General features: G+C 60.0%; 20 protein-coding genes. 12 read left to right on the top strand and 8 right to left on the bottom strand.

Translation table 11 applies throughout. The annotated features are described in order from the left end of the window. Nucleotides 1-4: 4 nt before the first annotated feature. The 4 genes from HNQ65_RS22045 to HNQ65_RS22030 all read right to left on the bottom strand — a co-directional run bounded on the left by HNQ65_RS22045 (nucleotide 5) and on the right by HNQ65_RS22030 (nucleotide 4,685). Nucleotides 5-1,081: a dipeptidase gene (locus tag HNQ65_RS22045; protein WP_184343115.1), complete on the bottom strand. Its 1,077-nt coding sequence runs from the start codon at nucleotides 1,079-1,081 to the stop codon at nucleotides 5-7. Between the two features lie 71 nt (nucleotides 1,082-1,152). Further along, nucleotides 1,153-1,836: a response regulator transcription factor gene (locus HNQ65_RS22040; RefSeq protein WP_184343114.1), complete on the bottom strand. Its 684-nt coding sequence runs from the start codon at nucleotides 1,834-1,836 to the stop codon at nucleotides 1,153-1,155. Then, nucleotides 1,833-3,512 carry a sensor histidine kinase gene (locus tag HNQ65_RS22035; protein WP_184343113.1) on the bottom strand — a complete coding sequence of 560 codons (1,680 nt, stop codon included), beginning with the start codon at nucleotides 3,510-3,512 and terminating at the stop codon, nucleotides 1,833-1,835. The genes HNQ65_RS22040 and HNQ65_RS22035 overlap by 4 nt, the downstream gene beginning before the upstream one ends. A 147-nt stretch (nucleotides 3,513-3,659) precedes the next feature. Beyond that, entirely contained in the window at nucleotides 3,660-4,685 is a 1,026-nt protein-coding gene (locus HNQ65_RS22030; RefSeq protein ID WP_184343111.1) for an aspartate-semialdehyde dehydrogenase, read from the bottom strand. A 441-nt stretch (nucleotides 4,686-5,126) separates the two neighbouring features. Here HNQ65_RS22030 and HNQ65_RS22025 point away from each other — a divergent pair, with 441 nt between their 5' ends. From HNQ65_RS22025 to pncA, 12 genes are read left to right on the top strand one after another with little or no spacing between them, the layout of a single operon-like run. Continuing rightward, a complete protein-coding gene (locus HNQ65_RS22025; RefSeq protein WP_184343109.1) occupies nucleotides 5,127-5,822 on the top strand; it encodes an NrtR DNA-binding winged helix domain-containing protein in 696 nt (231 codons plus the stop codon). Continuing rightward, nucleotides 5,819-6,391, top strand: coding sequence for an NADAR family protein (locus HNQ65_RS22020; RefSeq protein WP_184343107.1), 573 nt, complete (start codon nucleotides 5,819-5,821; stop codon nucleotides 6,389-6,391). Before HNQ65_RS22025 ends, HNQ65_RS22020 begins: the two co-directional genes overlap by 4 nt. 8 nt (nucleotides 6,392-6,399) lie before the next feature. Then, on the top strand, nucleotides 6,400-7,029 hold the full coding sequence (locus HNQ65_RS22015) for a DUF4291 domain-containing protein (RefSeq protein ID WP_221306249.1): 630 nt from the start codon (nucleotides 6,400-6,402) through the stop codon (nucleotides 7,027-7,029). Continuing rightward, nucleotides 7,026-7,967: an ADP-ribosylglycohydrolase family protein gene (locus tag HNQ65_RS22010; RefSeq protein WP_184343103.1), complete on the top strand. Its 942-nt coding sequence runs from the start codon at nucleotides 7,026-7,028 to the stop codon at nucleotides 7,965-7,967. Before HNQ65_RS22015 ends, HNQ65_RS22010 begins: the two co-directional genes overlap by 4 nt. Next, complete coding sequence (locus HNQ65_RS22005) at nucleotides 7,964-8,890, top strand: ADP-ribosylglycohydrolase family protein (protein WP_184343100.1); 927 nt, start codon at nucleotides 7,964-7,966, stop codon at nucleotides 8,888-8,890. The genes HNQ65_RS22010 and HNQ65_RS22005 overlap by 4 nt, the downstream gene beginning before the upstream one ends. Continuing rightward, nucleotides 8,887-9,438, top strand: a complete 552-nt coding sequence (locus HNQ65_RS22000; RefSeq protein WP_184343098.1) for an RNA 2'-phosphotransferase — start codon at nucleotides 8,887-8,889, stop codon at nucleotides 9,436-9,438. The genes HNQ65_RS22005 and HNQ65_RS22000 overlap by 4 nt, the downstream gene beginning before the upstream one ends. Beyond that, nucleotides 9,435-9,941: an O-acetyl-ADP-ribose deacetylase gene (locus HNQ65_RS21995; protein ID WP_184343096.1), complete on the top strand. Its 507-nt coding sequence runs from the start codon at nucleotides 9,435-9,437 to the stop codon at nucleotides 9,939-9,941. The genes HNQ65_RS22000 and HNQ65_RS21995 overlap by 4 nt, the downstream gene beginning before the upstream one ends. A 35-nt stretch (nucleotides 9,942-9,976) precedes the next feature. Further along, on the top strand, nucleotides 9,977-11,011 hold the full coding sequence (locus HNQ65_RS21990; RefSeq protein WP_184343094.1) for a hypothetical protein: 1,035 nt from the start codon (nucleotides 9,977-9,979) through the stop codon (nucleotides 11,009-11,011). Nucleotides 11,012-11,038: 27 nt separating this feature from the next. Further along, nucleotides 11,039-11,437 (top strand): hypothetical protein, encoded by a 399-nt coding sequence (locus tag HNQ65_RS21985; RefSeq protein ID WP_184343092.1) that lies wholly within the window; start codon nucleotides 11,039-11,041, stop codon nucleotides 11,435-11,437. An 11-nt stretch (nucleotides 11,438-11,448) separates the two neighbouring features. Then, the gene (locus tag HNQ65_RS21980; RefSeq protein ID WP_184343090.1) at nucleotides 11,449-12,888 is read left to right on the top strand and encodes a nicotinate phosphoribosyltransferase; all 1,440 of its coding nucleotides are present in this window, start codon (nucleotides 11,449-11,451) and stop codon (nucleotides 12,886-12,888) included. Further along, nucleotides 12,885-13,424 carry an endonuclease V gene (locus HNQ65_RS21975; protein ID WP_184343087.1) on the top strand — a complete coding sequence of 180 codons (540 nt, stop codon included), beginning with the start codon at nucleotides 12,885-12,887 and terminating at the stop codon, nucleotides 13,422-13,424. Before HNQ65_RS21980 ends, HNQ65_RS21975 begins: the two co-directional genes overlap by 4 nt. Continuing rightward, entirely contained in the window at nucleotides 13,421-14,020 is a 600-nt protein-coding gene (gene pncA / locus HNQ65_RS21970) for a bifunctional nicotinamidase/pyrazinamidase (RefSeq protein ID WP_184343085.1), read from the top strand. The genes HNQ65_RS21975 and pncA overlap by 4 nt, the downstream gene beginning before the upstream one ends. 67 nt (nucleotides 14,021-14,087) lie before the next feature. On the opposite strand, the gene HNQ65_RS21965 is transcribed toward pncA, so the two are convergent. Genes HNQ65_RS21965 through HNQ65_RS21950 form a run of 4 tightly spaced genes read right to left on the bottom strand, consistent with a single transcriptional unit; the run spans nucleotide 14,088 to nucleotide 16,331 of the window. Further along, nucleotides 14,088-14,846, bottom strand: coding sequence for an SDR family oxidoreductase (locus tag HNQ65_RS21965; protein ID WP_184343083.1), 759 nt, complete (start codon nucleotides 14,844-14,846; stop codon nucleotides 14,088-14,090). A gap of 49 nt (nucleotides 14,847-14,895) precedes the next feature. After that, entirely contained in the window at nucleotides 14,896-15,339 is a 444-nt protein-coding gene (locus HNQ65_RS21960) for a DUF5069 domain-containing protein (protein ID WP_184343081.1), read from the bottom strand. Between the two features lie 33 nt (nucleotides 15,340-15,372). After that, nucleotides 15,373-15,687, bottom strand: a complete 315-nt coding sequence (gene trxA / locus HNQ65_RS26865; protein ID WP_184343079.1) for a thioredoxin — start codon at nucleotides 15,685-15,687, stop codon at nucleotides 15,373-15,375. Nucleotides 15,688-15,743: 56 nt separating this feature from the next. Continuing rightward, a complete protein-coding gene (locus HNQ65_RS21950) occupies nucleotides 15,744-16,331 on the bottom strand; it encodes a TetR/AcrR family transcriptional regulator (RefSeq protein WP_184343077.1) in 588 nt (195 codons plus the stop codon). Nucleotides 16,332-16,372: the final 41 nt, after the last annotated feature.

Here is a 16,372-nt window from a genome sequence, read left to right as displayed (position 1 = left end):
GGCATCACTCCGCCAGGGCTCCACGCAGCAGCCGCAGGTAGTTGCCGTGCATGATGTTGGCGATGTCTTCCTCCTTGTACCCACGCTTCCTCAGCATGTCCGGGATGCGCGCCAGATCAGCAATGGTGTCCAGATCTTCTGGCGTTTGCTCGATGCCGTAGCCTCCGTCCAGATCCGTGCCGATGCCGCTGTGCAAAGCATTGCCCGCCAGCTGGCACACATGGTCGATGTGGTCGCAGATCACTTCCAGCTTCAGACCCATCTCCTTCGGAGTGGTCTTGCCGCGGATCCATCCAGGAACCATCATCCACGCATCCAGCGCCGCGCCCACCACCCCGCCGCGCTCGATCAGTGCCTTGAGCTGCTCATCAGAAAACTGGCGTGGATCAGGCACCAGCGCACGGCAGTTGCTATGGCTGGCCCACACGGTGCCTTGGTGGATCTCCAGCGCCTGCCAAAAGCAGTCATCGCTCAGGTGTGTCACATCCAGGATCATGCCCAGGCGGTCCATTTCCTGGATCAGCTCCTTGCCACCAGCGGGCAGGGGGCCCACCTGATCATGCCCCAGGGCATAACGGCACACACCATAATGCGCAGGCCCCATCGCACGCAGGCCTTGCTCCCACGCTTTTTCCAGATGGCCTACCGTTCGGATCGAGTCAGCACCTTCCAGGCTGAGGATGTAGCCAATGGCCTTCTTGTCATCGGGGATGGAGCTGTCATTCCACAGCGCCACCATTTCATCCAGCTGTCGCACCGTGGTGATCTGCCTCATCTCCCCCGCCTCCTCCATGGCGCGGTACCAGGAGAGCTGGCCCTGCGTCTCCGCCCAGGCTTGCTCCGGAGACATCCATCCCGCGATGGGGGAGGGGCCCGGCATGCACCCTGCCAGTTGCGTGGCCACGCAGAGCCCCACCTTGCCACGCCGCATGTCGGGAAACGCTGTGGTGCCACCGGCACGCCCTTTCCCCGTCATGCCAGCCTCACGCCGACGAATCTCATGCACCGGCAGGCGCAGGTCGCGATTGAATCCGCCTAGGGCATTGAGGCTGAGGTCGAGGTGGGCGTCGAAAGTGAGCATGAGGATAAAGGACGATTATGGGCGGCAGAATGACAGAGGCGAGCGTCATTCTACGCACAATGCGTCCCTCCTCATTCAAACCGATATCCTGCTCCGTGCACCGTGCGGATGATGCGCGGCTGTGCCGGGTCTTTTTCGATGCGCTTGCGCAGCTGCGAGATGTGCTGGTCCAGCGCGCGGCTTTCTGGAAAATAATCCACGCCCCAGACCTCGTCGGCCAGGGTGTTGCGGTCGATCACCTTGCCACGGCGCTCGTAGAGCAGACGCAGCACCTTCACATCGCGCGGGCTCAGGGCTATCTCCACCTTGTCTCGGTAGGCACGCAGCTCTGTCGGCACCACGCGCAGGTCATCCATCATGAAATCATCATCGCCCCTGCCGCCGCCACGGGAGGCGGTGCGCCGTAGGATGGCACGGATGCGCGCGATGATCTCCTTCACCCCAAAGGGCTTGGTCATGTAGTCGTCTGCACCCAGTTCCAGTCCCAGTACCGTGTCGATCTCCTCCGCCTTCGCCGTCAGAAAGAGGATGGGCACCTTCTCATCCTGGCGGCGGATCTGCTTGCAGACCTCGTAGCCATTCAGGCCGGGCATCATCACATCCAGGCAGACGAAATCGGGGTTTTCAGCACGGAAAAAATCCACCGCCTGCAGTCCGTCGCTGGCGGGGATCACTTCGTAGCCCTCCATGGTGAGCACCTCGCGCAGGGCATCCCGCGTATGGTCGTCATCTTCGGCGATGAGTATCTTGGTCATGGCTTGTTGGGTAGGGTGAGTATGAATCGTGCGCCTTCGCGGTAGTTGGGGCACACGGTGAGGGAGCCGCCGTGCAATTGTGCCAGTTCGCGCGAGATGGTCAATCCTATGCCTGTGCCGCTGACCCCCTCGGCCAGGTCCGAGCGCAGGCGCTCAAAGGGCTCAAAAACCGAGCGCCGCTTGCCCGCCGGGATCCCCGGGCCGTGGTCTTCCACAATCACGCGCGTATTCCGCTCGTCATGCTCCGTACGTATGGCGATCCACTTCCCGGAGTTGGCGTATTTTTCCACGTTTGAGATCAGATTGCCGAGGACCTGCTCGATGGCATCCGGATCGGCCATGATCGCTCCGGGCCCGTTCAGGCATGTGACGATTTCAAAGCCCTTGTTCTCCAGCAGCGGCTTCCAGAATTCCACAATACGCGAGACGTTCTCATCCAGCGCCACCTGTTTGGGCTGGATCGTCAGCTTGTCGCGCTGCTGGCGGGCGTAGTTCAGCACGTTCTGGATCAGGCGGTCCAGGCGCGATGTCTCCGCCTCCACCACACCCAGCTGGCGCTTCGCGATGCTGTCTCCCTGCGACTCCGCGCGGTGCGCAGCCATCTCGGCGTAGAGGCGGATGTTCGTCAGCGGCGTCTTCAGTTCATGCGAGATCTGGTTCACGAAAGTCACGCGCTGCTGCGCCACACGGATTTCGCGTGCGCTTTCGTGGAAATACAGCCACCCCACCACAAACACGAGCACAATGCCTGAGCTGACCCCGAGCAGGATGGGAAAGAGGTAGGGTTTTGGAAACTCCTCATTCGCCGGTGTGTAAGACATCTCCCACTGGGATAGCGGCTCAGAGCAGGCACGGTGCGCCGCAGGCGGGCCCTCGGAGCCGGCCAGTCTTTTGCCCCATTCATGCAGGGGTATGCCCTTCACCGTGGTCAGCATCATCCTGCCTGGAGGGATCGCCAGCCCTGGCTGAGGCAGACGCTGAAACAGGGCATTCATGAGCATCTGCGGATTGACCAGCGCACAGCTCAGGCTCCCGTCTGCAAAGCGGTGCCAGTACATAAAGACACAGTCTCCCACATGCCAGCCGCTCCAGCTCATCGGCGCCTCAGAAGGCTGTGGCCGGTCATCAATATGGTAGCCGTGCATTTTGATGTACGTCATCCACTCAGAGTAGCGCTTGCGCTTGCTGGAGAGCTGCTCAGGAGCATACGCCCGCTGAAAGGGCGGCCCGCCACCCTCCAGCACTGCTATGAGCTGCGGCATGCTGTCGGGGTTTTGGGTCGAATCCTGGATGGCCCGCACCCGTTCCTCAGGGCGGAAAATGGAGCCTGGCTCGTAGCCGGCTTTTCCAGCAAATGACTCGATCGCATCTTTTGTCCCAGAAGCCGGGACCGACCACGTCTGCGCCATCCAGGGGTGCTCGGCCAGCCGCTTGGACATCAGGGTTGCAGTGCCGGTGCTCTGCGCTCCCCACTCATCCAGCCGGTCTGTCAGCTGCCGCATGTCGTGCAGAAGGTGCTTGTCTGCTGAGCTAAGTCGCTCGGCCAGAATGGCTTGCATGGAGGCATCCGTGCGCTTTTCAGCATCCCGGATGAGGTAGGTGCCCAGCCACGCCAGCAGCGCCAGTGGCAGTACCACCAGGATGATGAAGAGGATTGTGGAGCGGCGTTGGACCATGCAAGAGGCTGAAAATTTACCCTCGCGATTTATCCGGTCACCTAAAATTTATAAAATCCATAAAAGAACCGGGGCGGACTTTGGGTCCGCCCCGGTCATCAAATGGCTGTTTTCTCTGCCCCTTGACTCAAAGGAGCAGGCTGCTCATCACAGCAGGCACTCGGCAATCTGCACTGCATTCAGCGCCGCGCCTTTCAGGAGCTGGTCACCCACCACCCAGAAGCACAGGCCGTTGTCCAGCGCGCAGTCCAGGCGCAGGCGGCCCACGGCGCAGTTGTCACGACCGGCGATGTCCAGCGCCAGCGGGTACTGCTTGGCAGCCGGATCATCCAGCACGTCCAGGCCAGGGGCCTTGCTCAGGACTTCACGTGCTGCGGCCACGGTCACCGGCTTCTCAAATTCGGCGCTGATGGCGATGCTGTGCGCGCGGAAGACGGGAATGCGCACGCAGGTCACAGACGCACGGAATTTGTCGTGGTGCATGATTTTGCGGCCCTCGTTCTCCATCTTCATCTCCTCCTTGGTGTAGCCGGAGTCGAGGAATGAATCCACGTGCGGGATCGCGTTGAAGGCGATCTGGTGCGGGTACACATGCGGCTTGCTGTCCAGCTTTGCCGCATCCCAGGCGCGGTTTTCACTCGCCCACTCGCGGGACTGGTTCGCCAGTTCCTCAATCGCCTGCGCGCCCGTGCCGGACACTGCCTGGTAGCTGGAGGCAAAAATGCGCTTCACACCAAAGGCCTGGTGCAGCGGATACAGCGCCATCAGGGAGATCGCCGTGGTGCAGTTCGGATTCGCGATGATGCCCTTGTGGTTCTTCACATCGGCAGCATTGATCTCCGGCACCACCAGCGGCACGTTCGGGTCCTGGCGGAAGAAGGAGGAATTGTCCACCACCACCGCACCGGCCTTCACCGCATGCGGGGCAAAATCGCGCGAAATGCCGCCACCCGCGCTGAACAGCGCGATGTCGATGCCCTTGAAGGAATCCGGCGTCAGCTCCTGGATGGTGATGTCTTCACCTTTGAACTTCAGCTTCTTCCCGGCGCTACGTGCGGAGGCGAGGAGGGTCAGCTGGCCCACGGGAAACTTGCGCTCTTCCAGGCAGCGGATCATCTCCGCGCCCACAGCGCCTGTGGCTCCGACGATGGCGACATTCTTCAGGGTGCTCATGATATTCTAACGGTTCTAACGATGGGGTTGGTTCAAGGGGGCCGCGATACTACCCCCTCCCGGCATGGATGCAAGGACCGGGTAAGCCCTGGGGGGCGCAGCCCCCCAATCCTCCTCTTCCTCCTACTCATACTCCTCCTCCCTCGCGGCCTCGTCTCGTCCTCGTCCTCCTACTCGAACTCGTCCTCGACCCATCCGCCCCGCCCTCTCCAAAGCGCCGCATCATCCACAGCATCCTCTTTCTCTCACCTTCCTCCTCCTCCCAGGCCGCTCAACACGCGCCAGCAAAGTAGCTCAGTTGCGCCGCAACTGAGAACCGAACGGCCCCGCCCCTCACCACGCCCCAAACCGCCCACACCCAGTCGCAGCCAACCGGACAACTTCCTCCCTTCCAAAAATCCCATCCTTGACTTCGTGTAAAAAACACACATTACTTCGTGTGTGAAACACACTTATGAATACCCGCGCGCCGCGCTCACCGTGGACTGCGTCGTCTTCGGCTTCGACAGCACACAGGCCGCCCTGCAGGTCCTCCTCATCCGCCGCGGCCTCGCCCCCTTCAAAGACCACTGGGCTCTCCCCGGCGGCTTCGTCCGCGTGGAGGAAACCCTCGACGAAGCCGCCCGCCGCGAGCTGGAGGAGGAGACCAATCTCTCCACCGTCTTCCTCGAGCAGCTCTACACCTTTGGCACCGTGGACCGCGACCCGCGCGAGCGCGTCGTCAGCGTCGCCTACTACGCCCTGACCAAACCCGCCGATCACACCACCGCCGCCTCCACGGACGCCGCCGAGGCCCGCTGGTTCCCCGTCTCAGACCTCCCCCCGCTCGCCTTTGACCACGCCGAGATCTTCGCCACCGCCCTCGCGCGCCTCCGTGGAAAGCTCCGCTACGAGCCCGTCGGCTTCGAGCTCCTCCCCCCCAAGTTCACCCTCACCCAGCTCCAGCGCCTCTACGAGAGCGTCCTCGGCACCCCGCTCGACAAGCGCAACTTCCGCAAAAAAGTCCTCAGCCACGACCTCCTCGTCCCCCTCAAAGAAACCCACCGCGAAGGCACCCACCGCCCCGCCCAGCTCTTCCGCTTCGATCCCGTGCGGTACGAGAAGCTCAAGAAGAAGGGATTCCTTTTCGAGATATGAAAACGACATTACCGCGGACACAGACCGAACTCAGCCAGGCAATGCAGAAGGGATGGCGTCCCAAGTGGGCTTTTTTCTGGGGACATACTCCATCGAAAGACGGGTCTGTGACGAAGTCGTGCTTCAGCCAGTGGTGGGCCGGGCATCCATTCGATGTCGACGGTATACGTTACGCTACTGCCGAGCACTACATGATGGCAGAAAAGGCGCGGCTTTTCCATGATGACGCCACACTCTCAAAAATCGTCGCCGCCAAGAGTCCGGCCATAGCCAAGAAGCTTGGGCGGCAGGTGGCCAATTTCGATGACCGAACGTGGTTGCAGCATCGGTGGGATATTGTCGTGCGCGGTAACGGAGCGAAATTCGCCCAACATGAGGAGCTGAAAATTTTTCTGCTTCAGACTGGTGATCGAGTTCTCGTCGAAGCCAGCCCATATGATCGCATTTGGGGCATCGGGATGTTGGCCACGGATGACAATGCAGAAAAGCCTCAGTTTTGGAAAGGCCTGAACCTCCTGGGGTTTGCCCTCATGGAAGTGCGGGAAAGGCTTCAAGGGACAACACAATGAAAACAAGTTTGAAAATCACATCCTATGCCGGGCAGGCTCAGGCATGGCCGCAATCAGGTCGCCACATCATGGCGCAGTTCGATGACGATTCGATCGTGGTCTATCAGGCTTATCGTCCGGCCATCGCTCGCTTCGCTGTCGAGCATCAGCGCTTTGGTGGCGAGTTCAGCTTTTCGCGTATGAGTTGGATCAAACCCAATTTTCTTTGGATGATGTTTCGTTCGGGTTGGGCATCGAAGGAGGGCCAGGAGCATATTCTGGCGGTGCGCGTGAAACGTACCTTTTTCGACGAAATCCTCGAAGCTTCAGTGGCATCATCTTTCGCCGCCAGTCGCTTTGACGCTCACGAAAAGTGGCAGGAGGCAGTCTCGCAATCGGATGTTCGTCTTCAATGGGATCCGGACCACGACCCCCAGGGTGCTTGTCTTGAACGGCGCGCTGTCCAGCTGGGGCTGCGTGGAGATACACTGCACCGATACGGTCAAAGCGAGCTGATCAGCATTGAAGACATCACTCCCTTGGTCATCGAGCAGCGGGAGAATCTCAAGAATGGCTTCCAAGCACTGCAAACGCCCTGCGAAGAAATTTATCGTCCTCACTCCACCTCTGCCGCACTTGCGGTGGGCATCGACCTATGAACAAGGAAAAACACATACTCGGCGGCCTCTACGGCTCGCTGGTCGGAGACGCCCTGGGCGTCCCCGTAGAATTTGCCCCGCGTGAGGCGCGGCAGAAAGATCCTGTCATGGGCATGCGCGGCGGTGGTGCGCACGGCCAACTGCCTGGAACCTGGAGCGATGACGGCTCTCTGCTGCTCTGTGCGGCTGAAAGCCTGGTGGAAAAAGACGGCTTCAATCCGCAGGACATGGGCGAGCGCTTCCTTCAATGGTTTGAGCTCGGGCACTGGGCGGCGCGCGGGTTGGTCTTTGACATTGGCATTGCCACCCGTCAGGCGCTTCTCCGTATCCGTCATGACATCCCAGCAGTGCAAGCCGGAGGCAGCGGACTCTACGACAATGGCAACGGCTCGCTCATGCGCATCCTGCCAGTGGTGCTGGCCAGTCTGTGTCTCCCTGACGAAATTTTCGTCAGTCGCATTGAGCAAGCCTCAGCCATCACTCACGGGCATGCACGTTCCAAGATGGCCTGTGTCTTTTACGGACTGGTCGTTCGCGGTCTGGTGCGTGGTGAGTCAGCGGCTGCGTCTCTGGTTGCAGCTCAGGAGGCTTTCCAGCATCTCTATGCAGATGCGGAGGAACTCGGCACTTTCCGCACCCTTCTTCGCAAGGATCTCGCTTCGGAGCCTGAACTCCACATTCACTCAGGCGGCTATGTCATGGAGACCCTCACCGCCTCTCTCTGGTGCCTGCTCACCACAAACAACTTCTCAGACTGCGCCCTCAAAGCAGTGAACCTCGGCGACGACACCGACACCACCGGCTGCGTAGCCGGTGGTCTGGCCGGCATCGCCTATGGCTTCGATGCCATCCCTGCCGAATGGCGGCTCGCATTGCCACGCCAGCAAGAACTGCGGGAGCTGATCACCAAGTTCGAACAAAAATTTTCAACTCTATGAATGCCGATAATCAGTCAGACCACGATCAGCGCCTTCAGCGCGCACTGCTCTCGCTCGACGGCTTGTCCGTGGGGGATGCTTTTGGACAGAGTTTTTTCTTTGTCACCGCTGTTACGGCTGATCAACGGCTGGAAGGACGCTTCATTCCACCGCCTCCGTGGTTCTACACAGACGACACCGTGATGGGAGTCGCCGTCACGCGTTGCTTGCAGAAGCATCGGGCAATAGAGCCTGACTGGCTTGCAAAAGAGTTTGCCAAGGAGTATGCCAGAGAGCCGGATCGCGGCTACGGCGGCACTGCTCGTGGCATCTTGCAGGCGATTGGTGAAGGCGTGGCCTGGCGGGAGGCTGCAGGTCGTGTCTTTGATGGTGAAGGCTCTTGCGGCAATGGTGGTGCGATGCGCGCCGCGCCCATAGGTGCCTATTTTGCGGATGATCTGCAGATGGTGATCTCGCATGCCCGCAAATCTGCCCAAGTCACCCATTCGCACGAGGATGGTCAGACTGGCGCAATAGCCGTGGCGCTCGCAGCCGCCTGGATGGTTGCGCAGCGTGACACCTCAAGACCGCAAGAGCTCGAGATGATCCGTTTTGTGCTGGCCAATCTGCCCCAAACGGAAACTTACTGGAGGCTTAAAAAGGCGCTGACATTGCCACATGAGCTGTCGCCCAAGACCGCGGCGTTGATTCTCGGCAACGGCTCACAGGTAATCTCCTCTGACACAGTGCCTTTTTGCCTGTGGTGTGCCTGCCGTCATTCCGATGATTATGCCGAAGCCCTGTGGGCGGCAGTGTCAGTCTATGGCGATATGGACACCAACTGCGCCATCGTTGGCAGCCTGGTAGCCCTTTCCACAGGCCACGCTGGCATCCCAGCCGAGTGGCTCGCATCCCGCGAACCACTCAATTTAGAATTTCAATGAACCCCGCCCAAACAACCCGCGCCAGCAAGTTTCTCAGCCTGGTGCTGCGTCATCAACCTGAAACGGCCTTTCTGACCCTCGATTCCGCCGGATGGACATGCGTGGAAGAGCTGCTGCGTGGCTGCGCCAAGGCAAGACGTCCCATCACCCGCGAGCAGTTGCAGCACATCGTGGACACGAACGCGAAAAAGCGTTTCGAGTTCAGCCCAGACGGTACCCGCATCCGCGCATGTCAGGGCCACTCGGTGGAGATTGATCTCGCCTACGAGCCGCAGGTACCGCCCAATGTCCTTTACCATGGCACCGCCACCCGCTTCCTCGACTCCATCCGCACTCAGGGCTTGCTCAAGATGCAGCGCCATCACGTTCATCTCTCCGGCGAAACCAAGATGACGATGGACGTCGGCGCACGTCATGGCAAACCCGTGCTCCTCACCATCCTGGCCACTGCCATGCACGATGCTGGCCACACCTTCTACCGCAGCACCAACGGCGTGTGGCTCGTGGAGCAGGTGCCGGTGAAATTCATTCGCTTCCCTCATTCATGAAAACCACTCTTGTAGCCCTCCAGGCCGACATTACCACCCTCGATGTCGATGCCATCGTCAACGCCGCCAACTCCTCCCTCCTCGGCGGCGGCGGGGTGGATGGTGCCATTCATGATGCGGCAGGGCCTATGCTGCTGACGGAATGCCGTGCTCTCAAGGGCTGTGAAACGGGGGAAGCAAAGATAACGAAAGGCTACCGACTGAAAGCTCGGCATGTCATCCATACGGTGGGTCCGATTTGGCACGGTGGAGGTGAAGGGGAGCCAGATTTGCTTCGCGCCTGCTACGAAAACTCGCTGACGCTCGCTGCGGAGTACGAGCTGAATAGCATTGCATTTCCGGCCATCTCAACAGGCGCTTTTCGGTTCCCATATGAGCAGGCAGCGGACATAGCCGTGAAAACGGTGCGTGATTTCGTGGCTCGTCCCTCGTCAATCAAGAGGGTGGTGTTTTGCTGCATCGGCCGGAAGTTTTTGGACATCTATCAAAAGCTGATCGCATAAAAGCATGGACTCCCATTCGAACTGATGTCGCAGCCATGAACCAACCTGCTTTGCTTCAAGAAATGGAATGGGATGCCGCGCAACTGGCGGCAGATTTTCCTCCGGTGTGGCGGCATGCGCACAAGCAAGCCGTTTACAAACGTGTGCTTGAGGAAGGCGGGCATCCGCAGGGGCGCGTTCATCTCACACGCTGGAGCATGGGGCTGCTGCCGGAAGAGGTGAGGCTTGGGAGCTGCACAGTGAGGGCTGAGCCTGGTTTCTTCACCTACAGCACCTCAAATGCAGGTGTATGGCATCTGAACTTTGCTGATCCGCGTCTGTTCGCTGCGTATGGATCACCCCTGATGGCGCAGGATGAATGGCAGGTGATGGAACATCCGATCTTGGGATCTATACGAGAGGCGCTTCTGCATGACGAACTGCCAGCGCTTACACGTGCCGATGGGGTGAGCACACCGGTGCTGGTCGCTCATGTGCCGCGACAGTGCGTGCTGGATCTGGCTGGTAGGGCCGCACCTGCCAAGTCCGGGTTGCGTGGCTGGCTGGAAGGTCTTTTTGGCGGTGCGGTCACAAACCTCAGCCCGCTGTATGGGAACGACTTTGGCAAAGCCACGTTGGAGCAGGTGATGAGTGCGCTCACGGTGCTTAAACCAGCGGTTCCCTCAAACATACTGGCGATCTCTTCGCCGACCGGCACCGGCACCTACACTCGCATGCAGATCACGGATATTCTGCAAACGGCGTACAACGGATTTGTTGCAGCCCGGCTTGAATCTCAGCGCGGGAAGGTGCCAGCGAGCGATGTTGAAATCCACACCGGCTGGTGGGGCTGCGGTGCCTTCGGTGGCAACCGCACGCTGATGGGGCTGCTGCAGATCCTCGCCGCGCACATGGCAGGCATAGGCAGGATCATTCTTCACTATGGTGCTGAAGATGGGCGCGTGCCATTTGGCGATGCCATGGCATTCCTCAATCTGGTCGCAGACGGCAGCGTGCGAACAACCACCTCCTCCGTTATTGACGAGGTGGAGGCGCTGCACTTCCGCTGGGGGCACAGCGACGGGAATTGAAATTTAATAGACACGACATTTGCCATCATGACACCCAACCATCAAACAGCACGGCGTCATCACGGCTTCCGCTTTTCCATGAGCGACGCATGCGTGCTTCTACTTGCCGCAGGATTGACCTGGTGGCTGGTGGGCAAGGATTTTGCGCTCTGGTGGGTGGTTCCGGCTGCTGTTGGGCACTTCTTCTTGTTCTGCAATGTCTTCCTTGTCTGGCGGCGGCTGGAGCTGCTGTGGGCGCTGGTGTTTGTGCTCAATGTGGCGGTGCATTTTCTCATGGAGGTATTTGATCCTGCACCGTCGCTACTTTGGCAGGCTCCGGTGACGATCCTGGTGATTGCATTGCAGATGCGATCGCCGTGGTATCACGGAATTTTCGCACGCCGGATCAATCCGCGTCTTGCTGACTACCTCAACGACAGCCTTTAATCACTCCCCCAATGACCACCAGCCCTCTCCTCACAGATCTTTACCAACTCACCATGGCCGCCGGATACTGGAAATGCGGCAAGGCGGAGCAGGAGGCGGTGTTTCATTTGTTTTTCCGAAAGCTGCCGTTTTCGAGCGGCTATGCCATCGCGGCAGGACTTGGAGATGTGGTGAAGTGGCTGCAGGGATTTCGCTTCAGCACGGCGGAGCTGGAGTATCTGGCCACGCTGCCGGGGCGGGATGGGAAGCCGCTCTTTGATCGCGGCTTTCTCGACTACCTCGGCACGCTCGAATGGCGTTGCGATGTGGATGCCATTCCAGAAGGCACCGTTGTTTTCCCACATGAGCCGCTGCTGCGCATTCGCGGTCCGCTGGTGCAGGCGCAGTTGGCGGAGACGGCGCTGCTTAATATGATCAACTTCCAGACGCTCATCGCCACCAAGTCGGCGCGCGTGTGCCTGGCGGCGCAGGGAGAGCAGGTGCTGGAGTTTGGCCTGCGGCGTGCGCAGGGGCCGGAGGGCGCTGTGATGGCCAGCCGCGCGGCCTTCATCGGCGGCTGCTCAGCCACATCGAATGTCCTCGCGGGAATGACCCACGGCATTCCCGTGCGCGGTACGCATGCGCACTCGTGGGTGATGTCGTTTGAGACGGAGCTGGAGGCCTTCGATGCCTACGCCGAGGCCCTGCCCAACAACTGCGTCTTCCTCGTGGACACCTACGACACCCTCGAAGGCGTGCGCCATGCGGTGGAGGTGGGCAAACGACTGCGCGCACGCGGGCATGAGCTCAACGGTGTCCGCCTCGACTCAGGCGATCTCGCCTGGCTCAGCATCGAGGCTCGTCGTATTTTGGACGAAGGTGGTTTCCCCAACGCCTTTATCGTGGCCAGCAACGACCTCGACGAGAACCTCATCGAAAGCCTCAAGCACCAGGGCGCAAAAATCAGCGTCTGGGGCGTGGGCACGCAAATGGTCACCGGCGGTGCACAACCCGCGCTCGGCGGTGTGTACAAGCTAGGCGCCATCCGCAATGAAGCCGGAGAATGGGAGCCCAAGATCAAGCTCAGCGAAAATGCGGTCAAGGTGAGCAATCCCGGCATCCAGCAGGTGCGGCGCTTTATCCTGAACGGCGAATTCCGAGGCGATGCCATCTATGATGAGGAGCACGGCTGCGCAGAGCCCGTGGAGATCATGCATCCCACCGATCCCACGCGCAGCAAGGTCATCGAAGCGGGGAGCTCGCATGAAGATCTGTTGCAGCCGGTTTTTAAAGGTGGAAAACTCGTGGCCGCGCTGCCCACGCTCCCGCAAATCCAGGACCGCTGCCGCCAGCAGCTCACGCATCTGCACGCCACCGTGAAGCGTCTTCAGCATCCGCACGCTTATCCAGCCGGGGTGGAAAGAACATTGCATGAGCGGAAACTGCAGCTCATTCAAAAAGCGAAATCGTGAATGTCTCCCACGCCTTAATCACTGCTGTGGATGTGTGCTACCACGACCACGGAGCCACGGCCGCCGCCATCCAGTTTGCAGACTGGGCGGACGAGCAGGCCTGTGCGCAGTACCTCTGCGATATCCCACAAGTGGCCGATTATCAGCCCGGGCAGTTTTACCGCAGGGAGCTGCCATGTGTACTGGCCGTCTTGAAGCAGTTGCCGCAGCAGCCTTCCATGATTGTCATCGACGGCCATGTCTGGCTCCGGCCCGGAGAGCCCGGCCTCGGCTGGCATCTGCATGAAGCCATAGGAATCCCGGTGATCGGCGTGGCAAAGACGTCCTTCGACCAGTCTCGCCACGCAGCGCATGTCTTCCGTGGCGAGAGCCTGAAGCCCCTCTTTGTCACCGCCATCGGCATGGATCAGCAGGAGGCCGCACGCCACATCGAGTCCATGCACGGCGCGTTTCGTCTGCCCACCTTGCTGAAGCTCGTCGACCACCTCTGCCGCAGTGGCGCGCCAGCCGCATCCCCTGACAATCCCCCCATATGAAAACGCTCCTCCTCATCGACATCCAAAACGACTTCATGCCCGGTGGTGCGCTGGCCGTATCAGGGGGCGATGAAATCATCCCCATCGTGAATGGCCTCATGCCGCAGTATGAGCTGGTCGTCGCCACTCAGGACTGGCATCCGGCAGAGCACGGTAGCTTCGCCGCAAATCACCCTGGCCGGAATGTCTTCGAACAAATCGACCTCGACAGCCTGCCGCAGACACTGTGGCCCGTGCACTGCGTGCAAAACACCGGCGGTGCGCTCTTTGCTCCTGGCCTCGACACACGACGCATCACCCGTGTTTTCACCAAGGGCATGAATCAGCGCATCGACAGCTACAGCGGCTTTTACGACAACGGCCATCGTGCCTCCACCGGCATGGGAGAGTGGCTGAAAGCCCAGGGCGTCACCGAGCTCAGCATCGCCGGAGTCGCGACGGACTACTGCGTGAAGTTCACCGTACTGGATGCGCTCAAAGAAGGCTTCCAGGTGAATCTGATCGAATCTGCCTGTCGTGGAGTGAACTTGCAGCCCGGCGATGTCGCGAGTGCTATTGGTGAGATGAAGGCTGCAGGAGCGACCATTCAAGGCTGATCGGGCGCAACTACCAAAAAGCCCGCGCTCTGCTGTCAGGCAAAGCGCGGGCGCGAGAGAATGGAGGTTACTGTGCCAGGAAGCCACCGTCCACATTCAGCGAGATGCCGGTGATGAAGGAAGCCGCATCGCTGGCCAGGAAGAGCACCGGATTGGCAATCTCCTCCGACCGCCCCACGCGACCCACAGGATGCAGATTGCGCATGTAATTGAGCGCATCTTCATTGCCGCCAGTGAAGCGGTCAAACATCTCGGTCTCGATGGCAGCAGGTGCCACCGCGTTCACACGGATGCCTTGCTTTGCATATTCCATCGCAGCGGATTTGGTGAGTCCCTCCACGGCATGCTTGCTCGCCACATAGACGCCGACGCCGCCCATGCCGATGTGTCCGGCCACGCTGCTGGTGTTGATGATGACGCCGCCGCCCTGCTTCAGCATCACAGGAATCTCATGCTTCATGGAAGAAAGCACTCCCCACACATTGATGTCAAAAACACGGCGGTAATCGGCCTCGGTCACATCCGGGATGTGGCCGGTGGATTCGATGCCGGCATTGTTGAATGCCACATCGATGCGGCCATACGTGGCCACAGTTTTGGCCACGAGCGCGGCCACATCGGCCTCCACGGCCACGTCGGCTTTCACAAAGCTGGCCTCGCCGCCTGAGGCTTTGATTTCGGCCACGACCGCCTGGCCTTCGGTTTCACGACGGCCGCTGACGACGACCTTGGCCCCGGCTTTGGCGAAGGCGAGTGCGCTGGTTTTGCCAATGCCGCTGGTGGCTCCGGTGATGAGGACGACTTTGTTTTGGAATGAGGTTTGCATATTGTTGAATGGGTGTGTTTTGAGAGTGTGGGATTGCAGGGGGATGAACTCAGGCTTTGCCGCCGAAGGAGACGTAGTCGTCGAAATCGAGGAAATCGAACCACGTGCCGATGTCTTCGCGTGCCGCACCGCCCGCCTTGGCGATCTGCGCGCTGATGTACTCGCGGCTCTCGTTGTCGGACGGCACGGCGTTTTCGCGGTATTCGCTCCAGTGGGCGATCTCATAGTCGCTGCGTTTGTGCAGCGCGGTCTTCTCGATCCAGGAGAACATATCAGCGTCTCCCAGGCCCTTGGCGGCCTCGGCCTTCAGTGCTTCAGGGTCGATGCCCGTGAAGCTCAGAAAGCGCTGATCCATCGGGCAGTTGTAATGGTACTCGCCGTTCTTGCCGGCGATCTCGGCGCGGCATTTGTCGAGCAGGCGGGGCAGGATGACATAACCGCCGAGGCGGACACGGGGACTGCGCGGGGGGCGTTGGGTCAGGTCGATGGACATGGAGGGGGGGTTGTTTGGGTTTTCGGGGAAAAATCAGGCAGCCAGTGCGGTTTCGAGGAAGCCCTTGCTCTTCACGCCGGTGATCGTGTTCACGGGCTGGCCGTTCTTGAAGACGATCAGGGTCGGGATGGCGCGGATGCCAAAGCGGGCCTGCAGGTCGGGGTAGGCGTCGATGTCCACCTTGGCGATGGTGGCGCGACCTTCCTGTTCGCTGGCCAGCTGGTCGAGGATGGGAGCCATCATTTTGCAGGGGCCGCACCATTCCGCCCAGAAGTCCACGAGGACGGGCTGGTCGGTGCCGGAGAGCGTGGCATCAAAAGTTTCAGAGGTGAGGGCGATGGGTTGCATAGGATGTGTTTGGGTTTAGATTAGACCAGTCGGTTTATTTACGGCTAAAAAGAAAATCAGGCCGCGAGAAGTGTGCGAATAAAATCCAGCGCCTCGCGCGGCGGGGAGACGTCACGGCACACGATTGAGCGCTGCATGGCCCCATTCCACAGGTCGTGAATGATGCGGGCCATCTCGGCAGGACGGATGGATTTGGCGATCTTGCCCTTCTCGAGGCACTCCTGCAGCACCTGCTCCAGAATGGCGATGGCCTCGCGGTTTCCCTCGGCCAGCACCTCACGCATCGGCTCGCTCATGTCAGAGACTTCAGCCGCCAACTTGAGCACCAGACAGGGGCATTTCCCCTTCGTTTCCAGCACGCGGCAGATCGTTCCCTCGCACATGCTCAGCAGCCTGCGCAGCGGGTCCGGCTCGGGCGTGGGAGAGAGCAGCATCTGCCTTTTGTAGGCATTGGCATCTGACACGTAATGCTTCAACAGCTCCACGCCAAACTGCTCCTTGGACTTGAAGTGGTGGTAAAACGAGCCCTTGGGCACCTTCACGGCTTCCAGGATCTCGTTCAGCCCGACCGAATGAAAGCTCTTCTCGAGCATCAGCCCTTCGGCTGCGTCGAGAATGCGTTCTTTGGTCGTTCGGTCGCTCATGATGATGGAATAATTAGACCGACCAGTCTAATTCGTCAAAT

It is taken from the genome of Prosthecobacter vanneervenii, from assembly GCF_014203095.1.
Taxonomy (GTDB): Bacteria; Verrucomicrobiota; Verrucomicrobiia; order Verrucomicrobiales; family Verrucomicrobiaceae; genus Prosthecobacter; species Prosthecobacter vanneervenii.
Note: the sequence above shows the minus strand (reverse complement) of the source record. Positions and strands in the feature narration are given on the sequence as shown.

What these genes read in the sequence shown, in the direction of transcription:
- HNQ65_RS22045 (WP_184343115.1), bottom strand. Translation starts at nt 1,081, where the DNA reads ATGCTCACTTTCGACGCCCACCTCGACCTCAGCCTCAATGCCCTAGGC.
- HNQ65_RS22040 (WP_184343114.1), bottom strand. Translation starts at nt 1,836, where the DNA reads ATGACCAAGATACTCATCGCCGAAGATGACGACCATACGCGGGATGCC.
- HNQ65_RS22035 (WP_184343113.1), bottom strand. Translation starts at nt 3,512, where the DNA reads ATGGTCCAACGCCGCTCCACAATCCTCTTCATCATCCTGGTGGTACTG.
- HNQ65_RS22030 (WP_184343111.1), bottom strand. Translation starts at nt 4,685, where the DNA reads ATGAGCACCCTGAAGAATGTCGCCATCGTCGGAGCCACAGGCGCTGTG.
- HNQ65_RS22020 (WP_184343107.1), top strand. Translation starts at nt 5,819, where the DNA reads ATGAAAACGACATTACCGCGGACACAGACCGAACTCAGCCAGGCAATG.
- HNQ65_RS22010 (WP_184343103.1), top strand. Translation starts at nt 7,026, where the DNA reads ATGAACAAGGAAAAACACATACTCGGCGGCCTCTACGGCTCGCTGGTC.
- HNQ65_RS22005 (WP_184343100.1), top strand. Translation starts at nt 7,964, where the DNA reads ATGAATGCCGATAATCAGTCAGACCACGATCAGCGCCTTCAGCGCGCA.
- HNQ65_RS22000 (WP_184343098.1), top strand. Translation starts at nt 8,887, where the DNA reads ATGAACCCCGCCCAAACAACCCGCGCCAGCAAGTTTCTCAGCCTGGTG.
- HNQ65_RS21995 (WP_184343096.1), top strand. Translation starts at nt 9,435, where the DNA reads ATGAAAACCACTCTTGTAGCCCTCCAGGCCGACATTACCACCCTCGAT.
- HNQ65_RS21990 (WP_184343094.1), top strand. Translation starts at nt 9,977, where the DNA reads ATGAACCAACCTGCTTTGCTTCAAGAAATGGAATGGGATGCCGCGCAA.
- HNQ65_RS21985 (WP_184343092.1), top strand. Translation starts at nt 11,039, where the DNA reads ATGACACCCAACCATCAAACAGCACGGCGTCATCACGGCTTCCGCTTT.
- HNQ65_RS21980 (WP_184343090.1), top strand. Translation starts at nt 11,449, where the DNA reads ATGACCACCAGCCCTCTCCTCACAGATCTTTACCAACTCACCATGGCC.
- pncA (WP_184343085.1), top strand. Translation starts at nt 13,421, where the DNA reads ATGAAAACGCTCCTCCTCATCGACATCCAAAACGACTTCATGCCCGGT.
- HNQ65_RS21965 (WP_184343083.1), bottom strand. Translation starts at nt 14,846, where the DNA reads ATGCAAACCTCATTCCAAAACAAAGTCGTCCTCATCACCGGAGCCACC.
- HNQ65_RS21960 (WP_184343081.1), bottom strand. Translation starts at nt 15,339, where the DNA reads ATGTCCATCGACCTGACCCAACGCCCCCCGCGCAGTCCCCGTGTCCGC.
- trxA (WP_184343079.1), bottom strand. Translation starts at nt 15,687, where the DNA reads ATGCAACCCATCGCCCTCACCTCTGAAACTTTTGATGCCACGCTCTCC.
- HNQ65_RS21950 (WP_184343077.1), bottom strand. Translation starts at nt 16,331, where the DNA reads ATGAGCGACCGAACGACCAAAGAACGCATTCTCGACGCAGCCGAAGGG.